Source organism: Xanthomonas vasicola pv. musacearum NCPPB 4379 (assembly GCF_000277895.2).
GTDB classification, from domain to species: domain Bacteria; phylum Pseudomonadota; class Gammaproteobacteria; order Xanthomonadales; family Xanthomonadaceae; genus Xanthomonas; species Xanthomonas vasicola.
The window spans coordinates 4,226,792-4,243,820 of sequence record NZ_CP034655.1 but is presented as its reverse complement, the minus strand read 5'-3'; the positions used below and the strand labels follow the sequence as shown (position 1 = coordinate 4,243,820).

Below are 17,029 nucleotides of genomic sequence, written 5' to 3'. Positions count from 1 at the left end.
CGATCGAAGGGAACTTGGCGCCGCTGGGCTCTGACGAGCCTGACGGCACGCATTGGCTAACATCGAAGGCGAGCCGAATGTTGCGTCGTTTACTTATGTTATGCGGCTGGACGCTGCTGTCCTCGGTCGCGTATGCGCAGAAAGTCAACCCATACGTCTGGGTGCAACTGGAGACCCCCGCGGCCAACACTGTGCTGACTGCGCCGGCTAGCGTGGTGGTCAGCGCCTCCGCCGGCACCATCGACGATGGAGTCAACGTCTCCTCCATCACGCTCTATCAAGGTGGTGCCGCGATAGCGCAAGTCGGCTACAAGGAGAGCATCTCGTTCGTCGTCAATGGATTGCAACCGGGTACATACAACTTTTCCGCGCGCGCGACCAGCGATCATGGCGGGTCGGCGACCACGCCGACGCGTGCAGTCAGCGTCGTTGCTGCGGGTAATAAGCCGCCCAGCATCAACCTGTACGATGCAATCGGCGGGCCCTTCTTTGCACCAGCCATTGTGGGTCTGGCAGCCAACGCCTCCGATAGCGATGGCAACGTGGTACAGGTCGACTATTTCGCCGATGGCAATGCCATCGGCAGCAGCACCATCTCGCCCTACAACATGTCATGGACAGAGGCGCCAGCAGGAGACCACAGCATCACCGCGCGCGCGACCGACAACAACGGCAAGCAAACCACATCGGCGCCACTCACGGTCACCGTCGAGCAGTCGGTCATTACCGGCAACATCGACGGGGTTGCGGCCACGCAAGGTGGCCCGTACAGCATCGGCGGCTGGGCGTGCTCGACCGGCCGTAATACGCCAGTGGACGTGCATGTCTACCTCGGCGGCCCGGCGGGCAGCGGCACGTTCTTCACTGCCGTGACCGCCAATCAATCCAGCGACGCAGCAATTGCCAGCGCATGTCGCGCCCAGGGTAGTGCCTATCGCTTCTCGATTCCGCTGGATGCCGCAGCACGCCAGCGCTATGCCAATCAGGCGATCTATATCCATGGCATCTCGCCAGTTGGCGGGGGAAACAATCTGCTCGCCAATTCCGGCACCTTCAAGGTTCCCGCCCCCGCATCGGTCGCGCGTCGCTACGTGTACGACGAATATGAGCGCCTGTGCAAGACCATCGAGCCGGAGACCGGTGCCACGGTGGTTGATTACGATACTGCTGGGAATATCGGTTGGACGGCCGGGGGCCTCTCGCTTCCTGACCTGCACAATTGCAACCGTGAGGAGGCATTGGCATCGGGGCGTGTGGTCCTGCGCAACTACGATGTACGCAATCGATTGTCCTGGCTCTCTTTCCCCGACAAGAATGGAGATCAACGCTGGAAATATACCCCCGATGGCTTGCCAGCGCGGATCGAGACCAACACGACCGATGGTGGCGGCAAGGTGGTGGTCAACACCTATGGCTACAACAAACGGCGTTTGCTGACCGGCGAACGAACCGACGGATGGACCAGCCTCATGGTCGGCTACGCTTACGACGCCAATGGCGCGTTGGCGCGCCTGCTGTATCCAAGCAGGCTGCTGGTGGACTATGCGCCCAACGCGCTTGGTCAGCCGACCCAGGTTGGCAGCTTTGCCTACGGTATCAGGTACCACCCCAACGGGGCGGTTGCTCAGTTCACTTACGGCAACGGTGTCGTCCACAGCATGTCCATGAACGTGCGCCAGCTGCCAGCAGTGGTGTCCGATTCGGGGGTACAACAATATCAATACAGCTATGATCCCAACGACAACGTCACCGCGATTTTGGATCAGACCCAAGGCGATACGTACAGCCGGACGTTGGAGTACGACGCACGCAACCGGCTGAAAGTGGCGGCATCGCCCAGCTTCGGCGGCGCCGGCGCGCACCGTTACAGCTACGACGGACAGGACAACCTGCGCACGCACGCGACGGGAACGACGAGTTACGACTACTACTACGACAGCGCCAACCGCCTGACCAACCTGACGGAGACGACGACCGGCGCGAGCGTGGTGGGTATGGGGTACGACGCGCAAGGTAACCTGACCAACAAGAACGGCCAGGCGTACAGCTTCACACTGGGCAACCAGCTGCGTTCAGTGGTCGGCAGGCAATGGTATGCCGACGACGGGTACGGCAGGCGTGTCATCGCCTGTGGCTCGGGGCCTTGCACCTACCAGCTGTATAGCCAGGCGGGCGCGTTGCTCCATACCCGGGATGCCAGCAAGAGCATCGACACCGATTACCTCTATCTGGCGGGCAGCGTCGTGGCGACGCGGGCGCGCCCTGCGGCGGGCGGCACGGAAACGGTGACCTACCAGCACACCGACGCGCTGGGCAGCCCGGTGGCGACGACCAACGCGGCCGGGCAGGTCGTCGAGCGCACCCAGTACGCGCCCTATGGTGCGGCCATCGGCAAGACGGTGGATGGCATCGGCTACACCGGCCATGCGATGGATGGCGACACCGGGCTGATTTACATGCAGCAGCGCTACTATGACCCGCAGATTCCACGGTTCCTGTCGGTCGATCCGATGCCCGTTGACACCACCAGCGGTGCCAACGTCAATCGTTATTGGTATGCGGCCAACAATCCCTATCGGTTTACCGATCCGGATGGGCGCTGCGAAAAGCCCACTGGCTCGAACATCTGCGCAAGCGGCGGATACTCGGGCTCCACGACCCAGGGCGGCGCTGCTGGGGAGAAACGATCTGCCAGTGCTGGCTTGGCGGCTACCTCATCGAACAACGGATTCGTCTCTGCCTTCACCGATCGGAACTGGCTCACCGGTGACGGAAGCCTGACCGATTTCGGTGCGATCGCGCATGATGTCTGGTACCCGTTGCTCGATATGCCCGAAGGGGCTGGCGTCAAGCTGGCGGGCGGCGGCTTGATGGCGGTCAGGCTTGGTAGGATGGGCGAGGATGCGGTGCGTGCTGCGTATGACATTGGAGGTAAGGAATTTTTCGTCTTAAATGGAAGGCTAAGGATGCCTGATGGTATAAATTGGACGCTCGGGACAATTAGTGAGGTCAAAAATACACAATCCTTGAGCTACACCAGGCAGCTACGAGACTATGTCAGTTTTTCTAAAGCGAATGGCCTTGATTTTTATCTCTACGTGAGGCCGGGCGCAAAACTTTCAGGGCCGCTTGAGGCTGCAGTCAAGTCTAAGGAAATAATTTTGAAGAATATTCCATGAAAGACAGAAAAACAGCTGCAGAGTTGATGGCTGAACTGAATAAGGACGAAGAGTATTTGGCGCTGAGTCGCGCTAAAGAACTGGCTCATCAGAAAGCGATAGAGGAATATGTAAAAAATTCCGCTCCTGTCGTCGCCGCCTTAAGAAGGGCAGGTGTTAACGTCAATTCCATTGAGGAGTTGGGCGGAAACGGTGAATATGATCCGAGGGCCGTTCCTGTACTGCTCGAACATGTGTCATTTGATTACCCAAATCGAGTGCGGGAGGTAATCCTACGGAGGCTGGCAACGCCCCATGCACGCAAATACTGGGGTCAACTCGTAGAGATCTTCGAGAAGAACACCCTCAGCCTTGCGCCGGAAATCCGTTACGTGGCAGCGCTTGCCTTAAGCGGGGCTGCAGACGATACAGTGCTGGACGAGGTGATCCGGTTGTTGGGCGACAAGAGTCTCGGGCTGGATCGCGCTCCCTTGCTGATCGCCTTGATCCGCTCCAAATCGCCGAAGGCGAAGATGAAACTGCTGGAGTTGCGCGACGATCCGGATCTTGGCAAGCAGATCAAGATCTTTCGCCGGCTGGAAAGACACCAAAAAGCGAGCGGCACTCTCTCCCTGTGAGGAGCCAAAGGATCTCATTGCCGTAATCGCCAGCGCAACCGTTCGCCCAGCTTCGGCGGCACCGGCGCGCACCGTTACAGCTACGACGGACTGACCAACAAGAACGGCCAGGCGTACAGCTTCACACTGGGCAACCAGCTGCGTTCAGTGGTCGGCAGGCAATGGTATGCCGACGACGGGTACGGCAGGCGTGTCATCGCCTGTGGCTCGGGGCCTTGCACCTACCAGCTGTATAGCCAGGCGGGCGCGTTGCTCCATACCCGGGATGCCAGCAAGAGCATCGACACCGATTACCTCTATCTGGCGGGCAGCGTCGTGGCGACGCGGGCGCGCCCTGCGGCGGGCGGCACGGAAACGGTGACCTACCAGCACACCGACGCGCTGGGCAGCCCGGTGGCGACGACCAACGCGGCCGGGCAGGTCGTCGAGCGCACCCAGTACGCGCCCTATGGTGCGGCCATCGGCAAGACGGTGGATGGCATCGGCTACACCGGCCATGCGATGGATGGCGACACCGGGCTGATTTACATGCAGCAGCGCTACTATGACCCGCAGATTCCACGGTTCCTGTCGGTCGATCCGATGCCCGTTGACACCACCAGCGGTGCCAACGTCAATCGTTATTGGTATGCGGCCAACAATCCCTATCGGTTTACCGATCCGGATGGGCGCTGCGAAAAGCCCACTGGCTCGAACATCTGCGCAAGCGGCGGATACTCGGGCTCCACGACCCAGGGCGGCGCTGCTGGGGAGAAACGATCTGCCAGTGCTGGCTCGGCGGCTACCTCATCGAACAACGGATTCGTCTCTGCCTTCACCGATCGGAACTGGCTCACCGGTGACGGAAGCCTGACCGATTTCGGTGCGATTGCGCACGATGTCTGGTACCCGTTGCTCGATATGCCCGAAGGGGCTGGCTTCAAGCTGGCGGGCGGCGGCTTGATGGCGGTCAGGCTTGGTAGGATGGGCGAGGATGCCGTACGGGCCACATACAATATTGGTGGAAAAGGATTTTTTGTCGTAAATGGAAGGCTTCGAATAGCTGACGGCTTGAATAAAGATCTCAAGACAATCAGCGAAGTTAAGAACACGCAGTCCCTGGACTATACTAGGCAGCTAAGAGACTATGTTGATTACGCCAAGCTCAAGGGGTTTGATTTTCATCTTTACGTGAGGCCGGGCGCAAAACTTTCGGGGCCGCTTGAGGCTGCAGTCAAGTCTAAGGAAATAACTTTGAGGGATATTCCATGAAAGACAGAAAAACAGCTGCAGAGTTGATGGCTGAACTGAATAAGGACGAAGAGTATTTGGCGCTGAGTCGCGCTAAAGAAGTGGCTCATCAGAAAGCGATAGAGGAATATGCAGAACAATGTGCTCCTGTGGTTGCTGCATTAAGGCAGGCTGGCGTTGATGTAAATTCAATCGGCGAGCTCGGCAAGGATGGCGAGTCTTATCCAGAGGCCGTCCCTGTGCTACTTGAACACTTGGGGTATTCTTATTCGGATGATGTGCGAGAAGGAATGCTCCGAGAATTGGCAACGCCCCATGCACGCAAATACTGGGGTCAACTCGTGGAGATCTTCGAGAAGAACACCCTCAGCCTTGCGCCGGAAATCCGTTACGTGGCAGCGCTTGCCTTAAGCGGCGCAGCGGACGATACGGTACTGGACGATGTGATCCGGTTGTTGGGCGACAAGAGTCTTGGGCTGGATCGCGCTCCCTTGCTGATCGCCTTGATCCGCTCCAAATCGCCGAAGGCGAAGATGAAACTGCTGGAGCTGCGGGATGATCCGGATCTTGGCAAGCAGATCAAGGTCTTTCGCCGGCTGGAAAGACACCAAAAAGCGAGCGGCACTCTCTCCCTGTGAGGAGCCAAAGGATCTCATTATCGTATCGGCAACGTGACCGCCATCGTCGACCAGCAACAGGGCGACGGCTACAGCCGCAGCATGAGCTACGACGGACTGGATCGGTTGACCTCCGCGACCTCGGCGACCTTCGGTGGCGGCCAGACCTACCGTTACACCTACGACGCGCTGGACAATATGACCTCGGCCAAGCTGGCTGGGGTGCGCCAGCACAACTACTGGTACGACGCCAATCAACGGCTGACCAATGTGGTGGACGATGCCGGCGCGACCATCGTGGGGCTGAGCTACGACGCGCAGGGCAACCTGCGGCAGAAGGTGGTGCCATTCGCGACGGGATTAGGAACTGCTGTTAGAGCGGGCTCCCACGCAGCAGATGCGGCTAAGAGCAGCTAACAAAACTACTGCGCAACCGCCAGGCGGGCGCGGCCTGTGCTCGGAATCCTCATGTACCACTCGTACACTGCGGTTCCTGCGCGCCGTCCGCGCCCACCTGACGGCTGCTCGCTACGTTTTGTTAGCCGCTCTAAAGCTGCCGATAAGGTTGGTGATGCAGTAAAGGGGGCTGCTGGCGGTGAGAGGGCCGGTAAGCCGTTCACTCGTGCAGGTAAAGCCGAAGTCAAAGCTGATAACGCAGCAAAGAGCGGCGGACAAACGAAATGCTCGAATTGTGGTCAGGCAACAGTGCCCGCTCAGCAAAGTCGTGCTGGTGTGACTCCGCCGAAGAACGAAACCCATGGCGACCACGTAATCCCGCAGTCCAAGGGCGGGAATGGATCGCCTGATAACGGACAGGTGCTTTGCCGCGAATGCAATTTGCAGAAGGGAGACAAGCTGTGACTGTTCCGATTAGGGTCCATTTTCAATTGGAGCAGGATGAGGATGGTTATCCTCCTATTGCGGTGGAATCTTTGTGGGCTGAGCCTAGTGCACAGCCCAATGAATACGTGATCGACAACGTTCCATTTTTTGTCCGCATTGCGACAATCGGGGATACGGTGCGAGTGCGTGAAGAAGATGGAAATCGCTGGTTCGATAGTTTGGTGCACCGGTCAAAAAATTCTCTGGTGAGGGTTGTGTTCTTTGATCGGGATTGCGTCGATGCTGTCAGTGAACGTCTTGTGGCTCTGGGATGCTCCGCGGAGTATTTACGTGAACACAATCTCATGGCGGTGGACATTCCCTTCAGCGTCAGCTTGGGAGATGTTCAAACGTATCTTCAAGTGGAAGCGGACGCTGGCCGAATCGACTTCGAGGAACCGATTCTTAGGCAGGGCTGAAGTCGGCTTGTGACTAGAGCATCGGCAACGTAGTGGCGATGGCGCGTCCGGGATCGTCGGTCCAGCAGGTGCTGAGGTTGCGACGTGAGGGCTGATCGTATTGCAGAAGCCATTGCCCTTTATGCCTACAAAGCTTTGGGAGTTTGAAGGTGTCCGATTCGGGGGTACAACAATATCAATACAGCTATGATCCCAACGACAACGTCACCGCGATTTTGGATCAGACCCAAGGCGATACGTACAGCCGGACGTTGGAGTACGACGCACGCAACCGGCTGAAAGTGGCGGCATCGCCCAGCTTCGGCGGCGCCGGCGCGCACCGTTACAGCTACGACGGACAGGACAACCTGCGCACGCACGCGACGGGAACGACGAGTTACGACTACTACTACGACAGCGCCAACCGCCTGACCAACCTGACGGAGACGACGACCGGCGCGAGCGTGGTGGGTATGGGGTACGACGCGCAAGGTAACCTGACCAACAAGAACGGCCAGGCGTACAGCTTCACACTGGGAAACCAACTGCGTTCGGTGGTCGGCAGGCAATGGTATGCCGACGACGGGTACGGCAGGCGTGTCATCATGGATAAGCAGGCGCAGCGTACGTAAGTGGCGGCCTGCCACGTACCGGGCCTACAGCCTGGTGCGCGTGTTCACCGACGGCGTGGCGATCGGCCCGATCCTGATGGGCATCTCCAAGCCGGTGCATATCCTCACCACCAGCGCCACCTCGCGCCGGGTGATGAATATGACCGCGATTGGCGCGGTGGATGCGCAGATCCGCCGGCAGCGCGATGCGGAAAAAGCGGCGGCCGATAAAGCTGGCGAATGAGATTTCTGGTCGCTGGGAAGCAGCGACCAGCGACGTGCCTTTGACCTGTTTGCTCGCCATCGCAACACAGATCGCCACGGGGCACTGACTGCCGCGTGGCAATGCTCAAAGCCTGTCTCCCCTTGGGGTGAAGAGGCGCGGTTTGCGCGCCGCTGGCGCGCATGCCTTAGATCGCTCCGCTGCGTGCGCGAGCCGGAGCGCGAAATGGCGCTGGAGTAAGGTTTTGGTCCGGCCTTAGAATTGAATCTGCGCCGACTAGCGAAAACGTCGACACCGATAACACTGATTCAACGTAAGCAGACGCGCTGGCCGATTAGCTGTCCGCAAAAAACCAATCGCGCCAAACTTGCCGGACGTCACCGCGTCTGCGGTAAATCACCCAGCAACTCGATTTCCGCAAGTTCCGCACGCGCCGGCATCTTCAGCCGCAGCCGATATTCCGCATACGCACCAGGCGTCGTAATCCGGAACGGACGCGTCTGCAGCGGCCATTGAAACCGCTCGTCGCTGCGTTGATCGACGATCTTCCACGCACCGCCCGCACTACGCGCTTCCAGCGTCCATGCACTGGCCCCAATTGCCGCAGTGCCGCTGGTCAAGGTATACAGCCTCGGCGTGCCGTGCTCGAGTCCACTCAAGGTGATGGTGGACGCACGCAACACCGCTACCACCGTTCCCGCATCGTCGTCATGCAATGCCGTTGCCTCGCGACCATCGTCCAGCGAAACGCGTGCATCTGCACCCAGCAGATCGCCCAACGGGGCAGGGCGCTTTCCCTGCGCGGTCAGCGACGGCGGCACATCGTCCGGCCCGCTGCCCCAGCGTGAGGGCGTCGGCCCCATCTCGAAGTCCAGCGTCGCACCCTTAGCAATCGCCGCATGCGGCAACCAGGTCTTGCGCCACGGTTTGCCGTTGAGTTTGAGCGATTGCACATACACATTCTGCGGCGAATTCTGTGGCGCATTGACGGTCAGCATGCCGCCGCCAGGCAGGCGCACGCGCGCTTGCTTGAACAGTGGCGAGCCGATCACGTACTCCGGCGCGCCCATGCGTAGCGGATACAGCCCCAGCGCAGCGAATAGATACCACGCCGACATCTCGCCATTGTCTTCGTCGCCGGCATAGCCCTGGCCGATTTCGCTGCCTAGATACAAGCGCGCCAAAATTTCGCGGGTAATGCGCTGTGTTTTCCACGGTTGCCCGGCATACAAATACATCCACGGAATATGGTGCGCAGTCTGATTGCTATGCGCGTACATGCCCATGCGCACATCGCGCGCTTCGGTCATCTCGTGAATGGTGTTGCCATACGAGCCTGCAAACCGCGCTTCGGCAGTCTCGGGCGTGGCGAAAAACGTGTCCAGTTTTGCGGCCAATGCCGCGCGTCCGCCATACAGTGCAGCAAGACCTTCGCCATCGTGCGGCGCAGTGAACGCAAACGTCCAGCCGCTGGATTCGGTGTAATCGTTACCCCACACGCGCGGATCGTACTGCGCCGCATCCACGCGCCACGCACCATTGGGCTTGCGCCCCTGGAAGAAGCCGATTGCCGGATCGAACAGCGCCGCATACCCGGCTGCGCGATGGCGAAAATACAGTGCCTCGGTCGCATAGCGCTCGCGCGCTGCCGCCGTGGTGGCCTGGCTGGACAACGCCGCGGCCATGTTGGCGATGCCGAAGTCGTTGAGCGCACCTTCCATCGACCACGACATGCCTTCGTGCGTGTCGGTATCGGTGTAACCGCGGAAGGTCGAGCGCGCCATGCCCTTACGTCCGACATGCCGGTCCGGCGCAACCACCGTGGCGTTTTTCAGTGCAGCGATGTAGGCCTCGGTGGGGTCGAAGCCTCGCACGCCTTTTCGCCATGCATCGGCAAACGCCACATCGGAACTGGTGCCCACCATCAGGTCTGCATAGCCGGGCGATGACCAGCGCGCGATCCAGCCGCCCGCCCGCGACTGCTCCACGAACCCCTGCACCAAGGCGCTGGCATCATCGGGCGCGAAGAGTGCGTAAGCCGGCCATGCTGTGCGAAAGGTATCCCACAGCCCGTTGTTGACATACACCCGGCCATCGCGGATTGGTGCGAAACTGCGCACCGCGCTGCCGTCGATATTGTCGTCAGACCAGCTGTTCTGGCTGGCATAGCGCCAATCTGGCGCACCCGCAGTGCCCACGTTTTCATGTGCCGAGTTCGGGTACAGGTACAGCCGGTACAGGCTGGAATACAGCGTGGTCTTCTGATCGCCAGTGGCATCGGGCACTTTGAAGCGCCCCAGTAATGCATCCCAGGCGTCCTCCGCGCGCGCGGCGATCTGCTCGAAACTCGTGTCTGCGGCAATCTCCAGTTCCAGATTGTGCTTGGCCTGATCCACCGAAATCAGCGAGGTGGCGATACGCATCTGCACCTGTCGCGCGTTGCCGGCATCGAACTTGATCCAGCCGGTCGGGCGGCCAGTGTCGAGCAGGCCGCTGCTGTGCCAGGGCCTATCGAAGCTGGCATAGACATACATGCGCGTCGCGCCCGTCGACAGACCGCTGCGCACATCGGTGTAACCGGACAGTGTCTGGGTGGCCGCATCCAGCGTTAGCCCGCCGCGCGCATCCACGTTGTCGAACAGCAGATTGGCATCGCCGCGCGCCGGGAAGCGAAAACGAAACAGCGCCGCGTGATCGGTCGGTGCGATCTCGGCATGGATGCCGTTGTCCAGCTGCACGGCGTAGCGATAAGGACGTGCAACTTCGTCGTCATGCGAAAACCCCAGCGCACGCTTGCTGCGATCGGCTTCCGGCACGCCGGCCGTGAGCGAGGGCATCACCTGAAACGTCTGCCGGTCGCCCATCCACGGGCTAGGCTGATGGCTGAGCGACAGCGCCTGCAGGCGTGGGCGATTGTCAGCACCATTGTGTTCGTTCCAGCGATACAGCCAGGTCAGCGTCCCCGCATCGGTCACCGGCGTCCAGAAGTTGAAGCCGTGCGGCACGGCCGTCGCAGGAAAATTATTGCCGCGCGAAAACATGCCATTGGATTGCGTGCCACGCGTGGTCAGCACCCAATCCGAGGGCCGCCCTGGCGCTGCCAGCGGCACCTCTGCAATGGCGACATCGTCGATCCAGCCGGCCGCGCTGGCGCCTGCCGGCGGCGCCACGTCCAGCTCGATGGCACGCACGCGACGCCCACGCAACCCGGGCACATCTCCCAGCCGCACCTGCTTGCGCGCCCACTGCTGCGGGTACAGGGTCTTCGAATCGCCTTGCGCTTGTGCACCTAGCGCAACGCCGTGCTGATCGCGCGCCGCGCTGGCAGACATGCGCGTGCCGTCATCCAACAACAGATCCAACGAGACATACGTGGATGCCACATGGTCGTTGCCGACGCTTTCCGGCAAGGCCATCCACGACAGCGTGGTCTGCGTCTCGATCAGTAGATCGGTGGTGAACAACGTACGCCGCCCACCCGCACTGTTGCTCGCGTAACGCAACGCCTGCACTCCGCTGTAACCGGCGTTCGGCTTGGCGGCGTACGGCGCTGCCGGGCCGGTGCCGATGGCAACTTGCACGGCAGTGTCCGTCACATGTACCGGCAACGGGTCACCATCCTCGAATGCGCTTGCGAAATGCGTCGCTGCCAGGGCCGGCAGCGCGGCGGTACAGAGCAGGGCAGCAGCGATGGTGCGCGGCAAACGACGCGGATGCAGCAGGGCGACAGGCAAGATCACGGGACGGGTGTCTCCTTGGGGGCAGCAGTGCGTGCGCTGGGCCGATGGTGCGCCAGTGCGGTTCACGTCGCCGGTTGGCAAAGCGCTGACTCCCGATGATAGGCGGCATACTCGGTACGGTGTCGTTGCGCTGCAGCGCTGTCGATTGGCGTGCGCTGCATATCGCAGCATCCACAGCGGCCTCGGCGATTGGATTGGCAAACTCTTGCAACTACCGCCCGCGCGGCCCGGGGCTATCCGGTCGATGGGCCGATCACCGCGCAGGCTGCTAGAATCCGCGCTCTGCCTTTGCCTTCCGACAGCACCGCCATGAGCCAGACCGCCACCGCGCCCGCCAATGCGCAAACGCGTTACACCGTGCACCGCGGCGATCTGCCGCTGAGCTGCCCGACGCCGCAGATGGCGCTGTGGAACTCGCATCCGCGCGTCTACCTGCCGATCGAAGACGAGCCCAACGGCGAAGCCAAGTGCCCGTATTGCGGCGCGCTGTTCGTTCTCGCCGACTGATCCTGGCCGGATGCACCGCCTGACCGTGGTGCAACTGCTGCCGGCGCTGCAGTCCGGCGGCGTGGAGCGCTCCACGCTGGAAATCGCCGCGGCGCTTGTGCGCGCCGGTCATCGCGCCGTCGTTGTGTCGGCCGGCGGGCGCCTGGTGCAGCCGTTGCTGGATGTGGGTGGCGAGCATCTCACCCTGGAGATCGGCCGCAAGTCGCTGCTGACACTGCGGCATCTGGTTGGTTTGCGCCGCTTGTTCGCCGAACTTGGGGCCGACATCGTGCATGCGCGTTCGCGGCTGCCGGCCTGGCTGGGGTGGTACGCACTGCGCGGCATGCCGGAAGCAACGCGGCCGCGCTTCGTCACCACCGTGCACGGACTCAATTCGCCCAGCCGCTACAGCGCGGTGATGACCTACGGCGAGCGGGTGATTTGCGTGTCGCAGACAGTGCGCGATTACGTGCGCGCGCACTACCCGCAGACCGATCCCAAGCGCCTGCGCACTATTCCGCGCGGGGTCGATATCGCACAGTTCCCGCGCCGGCTGCAGCCGGACCGCCGCGCGCGCGCGTGGGCGCAGACCCTGCTGCCTGGGCTGCCTGCCGAGGCAGCGCTGCTGTTGCTGCCGGGCCGCGGCACGCGCCTGAAGGGGCACACCGATGGGCTGCAGCTGCTCGCCGATGTCCGTGCGGCCGGTATGCCTGCGTTCTTGTGGTTGCCCGGCGCGCGCGAACCGGGGCGTGAGGCCTATGTGCGTGAGCTGGAAGCCGACGCCGCAAGGCTAGGCGTTGCCGACGCAGTCGCCTTTACCGAGCCCACTGACCGCATTGCCGAGGCGTATGCCGCCAGCAACCTGGTGCTGCAACTCTCGCGCAAGCCGGAAGCCTTCGGCCGCACCGTGGTGGAGGCGCTGTCAGTCGGCCGCCCGGTGCTGGGCTGGGCGCACGGCGGCGTCGGCGAATTGCTGGCCGAATTGCAACCCAGTGGCGCGGTTGCCGCCTTCGATGCCCAGGCTCTATGCGCGCATGCGCTGGCGCTGCTCCAGCAGCCCCCGGCTGCGCCGGCCGTCATTCCCTACACGTTGCAGGCCATGCAAGCGGCCACACTGAAGGTCTATGACGAACTCCGCCACTGAGGCCCTGCCGAGGGCGCCCGGGTTGACGCCCGATGCCGGCCGCTGGGCGCCGCTGTGGGTGATCGTGTTCGTGGCGCTGTGGCCTACGCCCGGCCTGGCCGAAACGGTGTTGTCGCTGGGTGCGTTGTTCGCGGCGTACCGCCTGTTGCATGCGCGCTTTCGCGGCGGCACGCGTCTGCTCAGCGGCGCGGCCTGGGCGCTGTCCAGCGTGTTGTTCCTGGCGTACTGGTTGCCGCAGATGCTGTCGGCGTTCGATGCGGTGGATGCCGGCCGCGCGCTGCGCAAGTCGGCCACCGATCTGCGCTACCTGCCGTTCATGTGGTTATGCGCCATCGCCGTGGCCAATGCGCAACGTCGGCGTCGCACCTTTACCGGGCTGGCGGTCATTGGTGCAGTGTGGACGCTGGACGCGCTGCTGCAGGCCGCGTTCGGCACCAGCCCGTTGTTCTTCGGCATCGATCAGATCAAGCAGCTGATCAGCGGCCATGGCCTGTGCACCGCCCAGGAGCTGGCGCTGGTGGATCGGTTGAGCGGCGTGTTGGGCCCCTGCAATCTGAAATTCGGCCAGACCCTGGCCAGCCTGTCGCCGTTCCTGTTGCTGGGGGTGGGGCGGCGTCATGCCTGGGCCTGGGCGGGCGCTGCGGCGGCGGTCGGCATCGTGTTGGTGTTGGCAGGTTCGCGCGCGTCGTGGATCACCTATGGCGTGATCATGCTGCTGTCCGGTTGGCAGCTGCTGGGCGGGCGTCGCTTGCTGGCTGTGGCGGTAGCCGGCGCACTGCTGGCCATTGCGGTGGTGGCGGTGGCGCCACAGGCGCGCGAGCGTATCCAGCGCACCACGCTGGCGTTCGGCAATGGCGGACAAGGCGTGGACCAGGCCTTGTCCGGCCGCGCCCAGATCTGGGGCGCGGCGCTATGCATGATCCGCGAGCATCCGCTCAACGGCGTGGGCGCCCGCGGGTTCCGGCAGGCCTATCCGGCGTGCAATCCGGCACCTGGCCAAGCGCCCGCATGGGGCGGCGGGCCGGCCTTTCATGCGCATCAGATCGTGCTCGAAATCCTGGCCGAAACCGGCGTGATCGGCTTGCTGCTGTGGCTGGCCGGCGCGGCGCAGGCGTGGCGCGCGTGGCGCTACTCAAGCATGGTGGCGCGCGAGCAGGCGCGGCCGGCAATGATCGCGCTGGTGGCCACAGTCTTTCCGTTCAATACCCATCTGGCGTTCTATTCCAGCTTCTGGGGCGGGCTGAGCCTGATGCTGGCCGGGCTGTATGCCGGTGCCTTGCTCAACGACGATGCGGATCGGATGCCGCAGCAGTAACGCGGTGCGTGTTTGGAGCAGCAAAGAAGCGACGGCGCAGTTACCAGACAGGCGCAGCCCGCGCTAGGAACCACCATGTACCACACGTGTCCTGCCGTTCTTGTGCCCTGTCCACAGCGACCTAACGACCGCTTGCTACGTGTTGTTAGCCGATCTTCAGCGGCATGTCGTCGATCCGCGCGCCAGAAACCCTGATTTCCAGATGCCCATGGCAGCAGCCGCCGAACGGCATCAGTTATAGAACGCGCTACGTCCGCCCGGCTGGCGCTTGAAGCGCCGATGGATCCATAAATATTGGTCCGGCGCCTCGCGCACCATGTCTTCGATCGCGGCATTGACCTGCGTGGTATCGGCGATCACATCGTCGGACGGAATGTCGGCAAGTGGCGGCGCGATCTTGAGGATGTAACGGCCACCTTCGCGGCGATGGAAGTACGGCACTACCGCGCAGCCGGTCAGCCGCGCCAGCTGATGCGTGGCGGTAATGGTGGAGGCCGGATGCCCGAAGAACGGCACGAACACGGTGTCCTTGCCACGCATGTCTTGATCCGGCGCATACCACAGAAAACCGCCGCGCTTGAGATGCTTGATGGTGGCGCGCAGGTCTTCGTTGGCGAACATGTGCGTGGCATAGCGCAAGCGCCCACGCTTGACCGCCCATTCGAACACCGGGTTGCGATGCCTGCGGTACATGCCGGCCAGCGGCACGTGGTCGCAGAGCAGGCGCCCACACATTTCCAGCGTCATGAAATGGCCCGACACCAGCAGTACGCCGCGTTTCTGCTCCTGCTCCTGCAGCTGCCGCAGATGCTCCAGGCCTTCGATCTGCACGCCCGGGCGAATGGCATCGATGCTGCCCCACCAGGCACGCGCGAACTCGAACAAGCCCACCCCGAGTGCGTCGAAGCTGTCGCGCAATAGCCGCGCTCGCCACGCATCGTCCTGCTCGGGGAAACACAGTTTGAGATTGACCTCGGCCGCACGTCGACGCGTGCCTGCCAAGCGCATCGCAACCCAGCCCACGCCGCGGCCTATTGCACGCTGCAGGGTCCAGGGCAGGCGCCCGGCCGCGACCATCACTGCCAGGCCCAAATACATCGGCCAGTGCTTGGGGTTGCGCAGGGAGGGGCGGACGGCGACGTTGGCTGACTCGGACATGCGCCAATTCTAAGGGATTGCGCCACGCGGGCAGCGTGCACATGCGCACGCACGGACGCTCCCGTATCCTGCACCGATGCGGAAAGACCCCATCGAATGGCTGCTGCGCGGGCTGTACTCGGCGCTGCTCTACCTGTTGTTGCCGGTCACGGTGTACCACCTGGTGTGGCGCGGCTTTCGTGTGCGCGAATACTTCAATCGGTGGAACGAGCGCTATGCGTCCTACACGCACGCGTGCGGGCGTCCACGCGTGTGGGTGCATGCGGTGTCGGTGGGTGAGGTCAATGCGGCCGCGCCGCTGGTCAATGCGCTACGTGCGCAGCGCCCGGATATCCGCTGGGTCATCACCACCATCACCCCGACCGGCTCTGAGCGGGTGCGCGCGGTATGGGGCGATGCGGTGGACCATGTGTATCTGCCGTACGACGTGCCGGGCAGCGTGGGGCGGTTTCTCGAACACTTCCGCCCGCGTCTGGCATTGATCCTGGAAACCGAGCTATGGCCGAACATGTTGTTCGGTTGTCGCGATCGCCAGATCCCGGTGTATATCCTCAACGCGCGGTTGTCGGCGCGTTCGCTGCGTGGCTATCGGCTGCTGGCGCCGTTGATCAGTCGCGCGCTGCAAACGGTCACCTGCGTGGCGGCGCAGTCGCAGGACGATGCCGAACGGTTCATCACGCTGGGCGCCCGCCCGGATCAGGTGATCGCGCTGGGCAATCTCAAATTCGATATCGCCGCGCCCGCGCAATTGCAGGCGCTGGTCGCGCAGTTCCGCACCCACGTGCCGGCCACGCGCCCAGTGTGGATCGCCGCCAGCACGCACGAAGGCGAAGAGGCTGCTGTTGCCGACATCCACGCACGTTTGCTGCCGCAATTTCCAGAGTTGCTGTTGTTGTGGGCGCCGCGCCATCCCGAGCGCTTTCCCAAGGTCGAGGCGCTGGCGCGCGAGCGCGGCTGGCGCGTTGCCACGCGCAAGGCGCAGCAATGGCCACAGGCAAGCGACAAGGTGTTCGTCATCGATACCCTGGGCGAGTTGATGAGCTTCTATGCGTGCGCGCAGGTGGCCTTCGTCGGCGGCAGTCTGCAGCCGATCGGCGGGCACAATCTGCTCGAGCCGGCAGCCGTTGGGACACCGGCGATCACCGGCCCGCATCTGCATAACTTCTCGGAGATTTCGCGGCGCATGCGCGAAGCCGATGCGGTCACCATCTGTGAGGATGCCGATTGCGTGTACCAGGCGTTGGCGCGTTTGCTTGCCGACCCCGATCAACGCGAGGCGATGACCACCGCAGGCCTGGCACTGGTCGCCAACGGCAAGGGCGCAGTGGCCCGCACATTGATACAGATCGCCCCGGATCTGCCGCCGGTGGTTGGTGATGTTGTGGCGCCTTGAAGATGTAGCTATGAACTCATTACATTATTTGTGCGA

At 62.5% G+C, this 17,029-nt stretch carries 14 protein-coding genes, 2 other RNA genes and 1 pseudogene; 15 read left to right on the top strand and 2 right to left on the bottom strand.

The genetic code is table 11. The annotated features are described in order from the left end of the window. Positions 1-77 precede the first annotated feature (77 nt). From KWO_RS23195 to KWO_RS19460, 10 genes and pseudogenes are all read left to right on the top strand, one after another. Positions 78-3,179: an RHS repeat-associated core domain-containing protein gene (locus KWO_RS23195; RefSeq protein ID WP_220474984.1), complete on the top strand. Its 3,102-nt coding sequence runs from the start codon at positions 78-80 to the stop codon at positions 3,177-3,179. Then, positions 3,176-3,796, top strand: a complete 621-nt coding sequence (locus tag KWO_RS19500; RefSeq protein ID WP_017114564.1) for a hypothetical protein — start codon at positions 3,176-3,178, stop codon at positions 3,794-3,796. The genes KWO_RS23195 and KWO_RS19500 overlap by 4 nt, the downstream gene beginning before the upstream one ends. Before the next feature lie 147 nt (positions 3,797-3,943). Next, positions 3,944-5,047, top strand: a complete 1,104-nt coding sequence (locus tag KWO_RS19495) for an RHS repeat-associated core domain-containing protein (protein ID WP_017114981.1) — start codon at positions 3,944-3,946, stop codon at positions 5,045-5,047. Then, positions 5,044-5,664, top strand: coding sequence for a hypothetical protein (locus KWO_RS19490; RefSeq protein ID WP_017112572.1), 621 nt, complete (start codon positions 5,044-5,046; stop codon positions 5,662-5,664). The genes KWO_RS19495 and KWO_RS19490 overlap by 4 nt, the downstream gene beginning before the upstream one ends. A 33-nt stretch (positions 5,665-5,697) precedes the next feature. Continuing rightward, a complete protein-coding gene (locus KWO_RS19485) occupies positions 5,698-6,060 on the top strand; it encodes an RHS repeat domain-containing protein (protein ID WP_017112571.1) in 363 nt (120 codons plus the stop codon). A gap of 51 nt (positions 6,061-6,111) precedes the next feature. Continuing rightward, positions 6,112-6,187, top strand: a non-coding RNA gene (locus tag KWO_RS19480) — sX9 sRNA. A 161-nt stretch (positions 6,188-6,348) separates the two neighbouring features. Next, positions 6,349-6,504: an HNH endonuclease gene (locus KWO_RS23615; RefSeq protein ID WP_082320264.1), complete on the top strand. Its 156-nt coding sequence runs from the start codon at positions 6,349-6,351 to the stop codon at positions 6,502-6,504. Then, the gene (locus KWO_RS19470) at positions 6,501-6,944 is read left to right on the top strand and encodes a DUF4265 domain-containing protein (RefSeq protein WP_026113183.1); all 444 of its coding nucleotides are present in this window, start codon (positions 6,501-6,503) and stop codon (positions 6,942-6,944) included. Before KWO_RS23615 ends, KWO_RS19470 begins: the two co-directional genes overlap by 4 nt. A 149-nt stretch (positions 6,945-7,093) precedes the next feature. Beyond that, positions 7,094-7,555 carry a hypothetical protein gene (locus KWO_RS19465; protein WP_227479739.1) on the top strand — a complete coding sequence of 154 codons (462 nt, stop codon included), beginning with the start codon at positions 7,094-7,096 and terminating at the stop codon, positions 7,553-7,555. A gap of 22 nt (positions 7,556-7,577) precedes the next feature. Next, a pseudogene (locus tag KWO_RS19460) lies at positions 7,578-7,778 on the top strand (phosphate acyltransferase); the annotation flags it as partial. Positions 7,779-8,134: 356 nt separating this feature from the next. On the opposite strand, the gene KWO_RS19455 reads toward KWO_RS19460, so the two are convergent. Next, positions 8,135-11,497 carry a GH92 family glycosyl hydrolase gene (locus KWO_RS19455; protein WP_010376749.1) on the bottom strand — a complete coding sequence of 1,121 codons (3,363 nt, stop codon included), beginning with the start codon at positions 11,495-11,497 and terminating at the stop codon, positions 8,135-8,137. Positions 11,498-11,806: 309 nt separating this feature from the next. Here KWO_RS19455 and KWO_RS19450 point away from each other — a divergent pair, with 309 nt between their 5' ends. From KWO_RS19450 to KWO_RS19435, 4 genes are all read left to right on the top strand, one after another. Continuing rightward, a complete protein-coding gene (locus KWO_RS19450) occupies positions 11,807-12,004 on the top strand; it encodes a zinc-finger domain-containing protein (protein ID WP_010364353.1) in 198 nt (65 codons plus the stop codon). A 10-nt stretch (positions 12,005-12,014) separates the two neighbouring features. Beyond that, the gene (locus KWO_RS19445) at positions 12,015-13,127 is read left to right on the top strand and encodes a glycosyltransferase (protein WP_010376752.1); all 1,113 of its coding nucleotides are present in this window, start codon (positions 12,015-12,017) and stop codon (positions 13,125-13,127) included. After that, the gene (locus KWO_RS19440) at positions 13,108-14,442 is read left to right on the top strand and encodes an O-antigen ligase family protein (protein WP_017112958.1); all 1,335 of its coding nucleotides are present in this window, start codon (positions 13,108-13,110) and stop codon (positions 14,440-14,442) included. The genes KWO_RS19445 and KWO_RS19440 overlap by 20 nt, the downstream gene beginning before the upstream one ends. Before the next feature lie 75 nt (positions 14,443-14,517). Next, positions 14,518-14,593, top strand: a non-coding RNA gene (locus KWO_RS19435) — sX9 sRNA. A gap of 80 nt (positions 14,594-14,673) precedes the next feature. On the opposite strand, the gene KWO_RS19430 is transcribed toward KWO_RS19435, so the two are convergent. Continuing rightward, entirely contained in the window at positions 14,674-15,600 is a 927-nt protein-coding gene (locus KWO_RS19430; protein WP_010376757.1) for an LpxL/LpxP family Kdo(2)-lipid IV(A) lauroyl/palmitoleoyl acyltransferase, read from the bottom strand. A 76-nt stretch (positions 15,601-15,676) separates the two neighbouring features. Here KWO_RS19430 and waaA point away from each other — a divergent pair, with 76 nt between their 5' ends. Further along, positions 15,677-16,993 (top strand): lipid IV(A) 3-deoxy-D-manno-octulosonic acid transferase, encoded by a 1,317-nt coding sequence (waaA, locus tag KWO_RS19425; protein WP_010364364.1) that lies wholly within the window; start codon positions 15,677-15,679, stop codon positions 16,991-16,993. Positions 16,994-17,029: the final 36 nt, after the last annotated feature.

Coding starts and splice junctions, on each gene's coding strand:
- KWO_RS23195 (WP_220474984.1), top strand. CDS start 78: ATGTTGCGTCGTTTACTTATGTTATGCGGCTGGACGCTGCTGTCCTCG.
- KWO_RS19500 (WP_017114564.1), top strand. CDS start 3,176: ATGAAAGACAGAAAAACAGCTGCAGAGTTGATGGCTGAACTGAATAAG.
- KWO_RS19490 (WP_017112572.1), top strand. CDS start 5,044: ATGAAAGACAGAAAAACAGCTGCAGAGTTGATGGCTGAACTGAATAAG.
- KWO_RS19450 (WP_010364353.1), top strand. CDS start 11,807: ATGAGCCAGACCGCCACCGCGCCCGCCAATGCGCAAACGCGTTACACC.
- KWO_RS19445 (WP_010376752.1), top strand. CDS start 12,015: ATGCACCGCCTGACCGTGGTGCAACTGCTGCCGGCGCTGCAGTCCGGC.
- KWO_RS19440 (WP_017112958.1), top strand. CDS start 13,108: ATGACGAACTCCGCCACTGAGGCCCTGCCGAGGGCGCCCGGGTTGACG.
- KWO_RS19430 (WP_010376757.1), bottom strand. CDS start 15,600: ATGTCCGAGTCAGCCAACGTCGCCGTCCGCCCCTCCCTGCGCAACCCC.
- waaA (WP_010364364.1), top strand. CDS start 15,677: ATGCGGAAAGACCCCATCGAATGGCTGCTGCGCGGGCTGTACTCGGCG.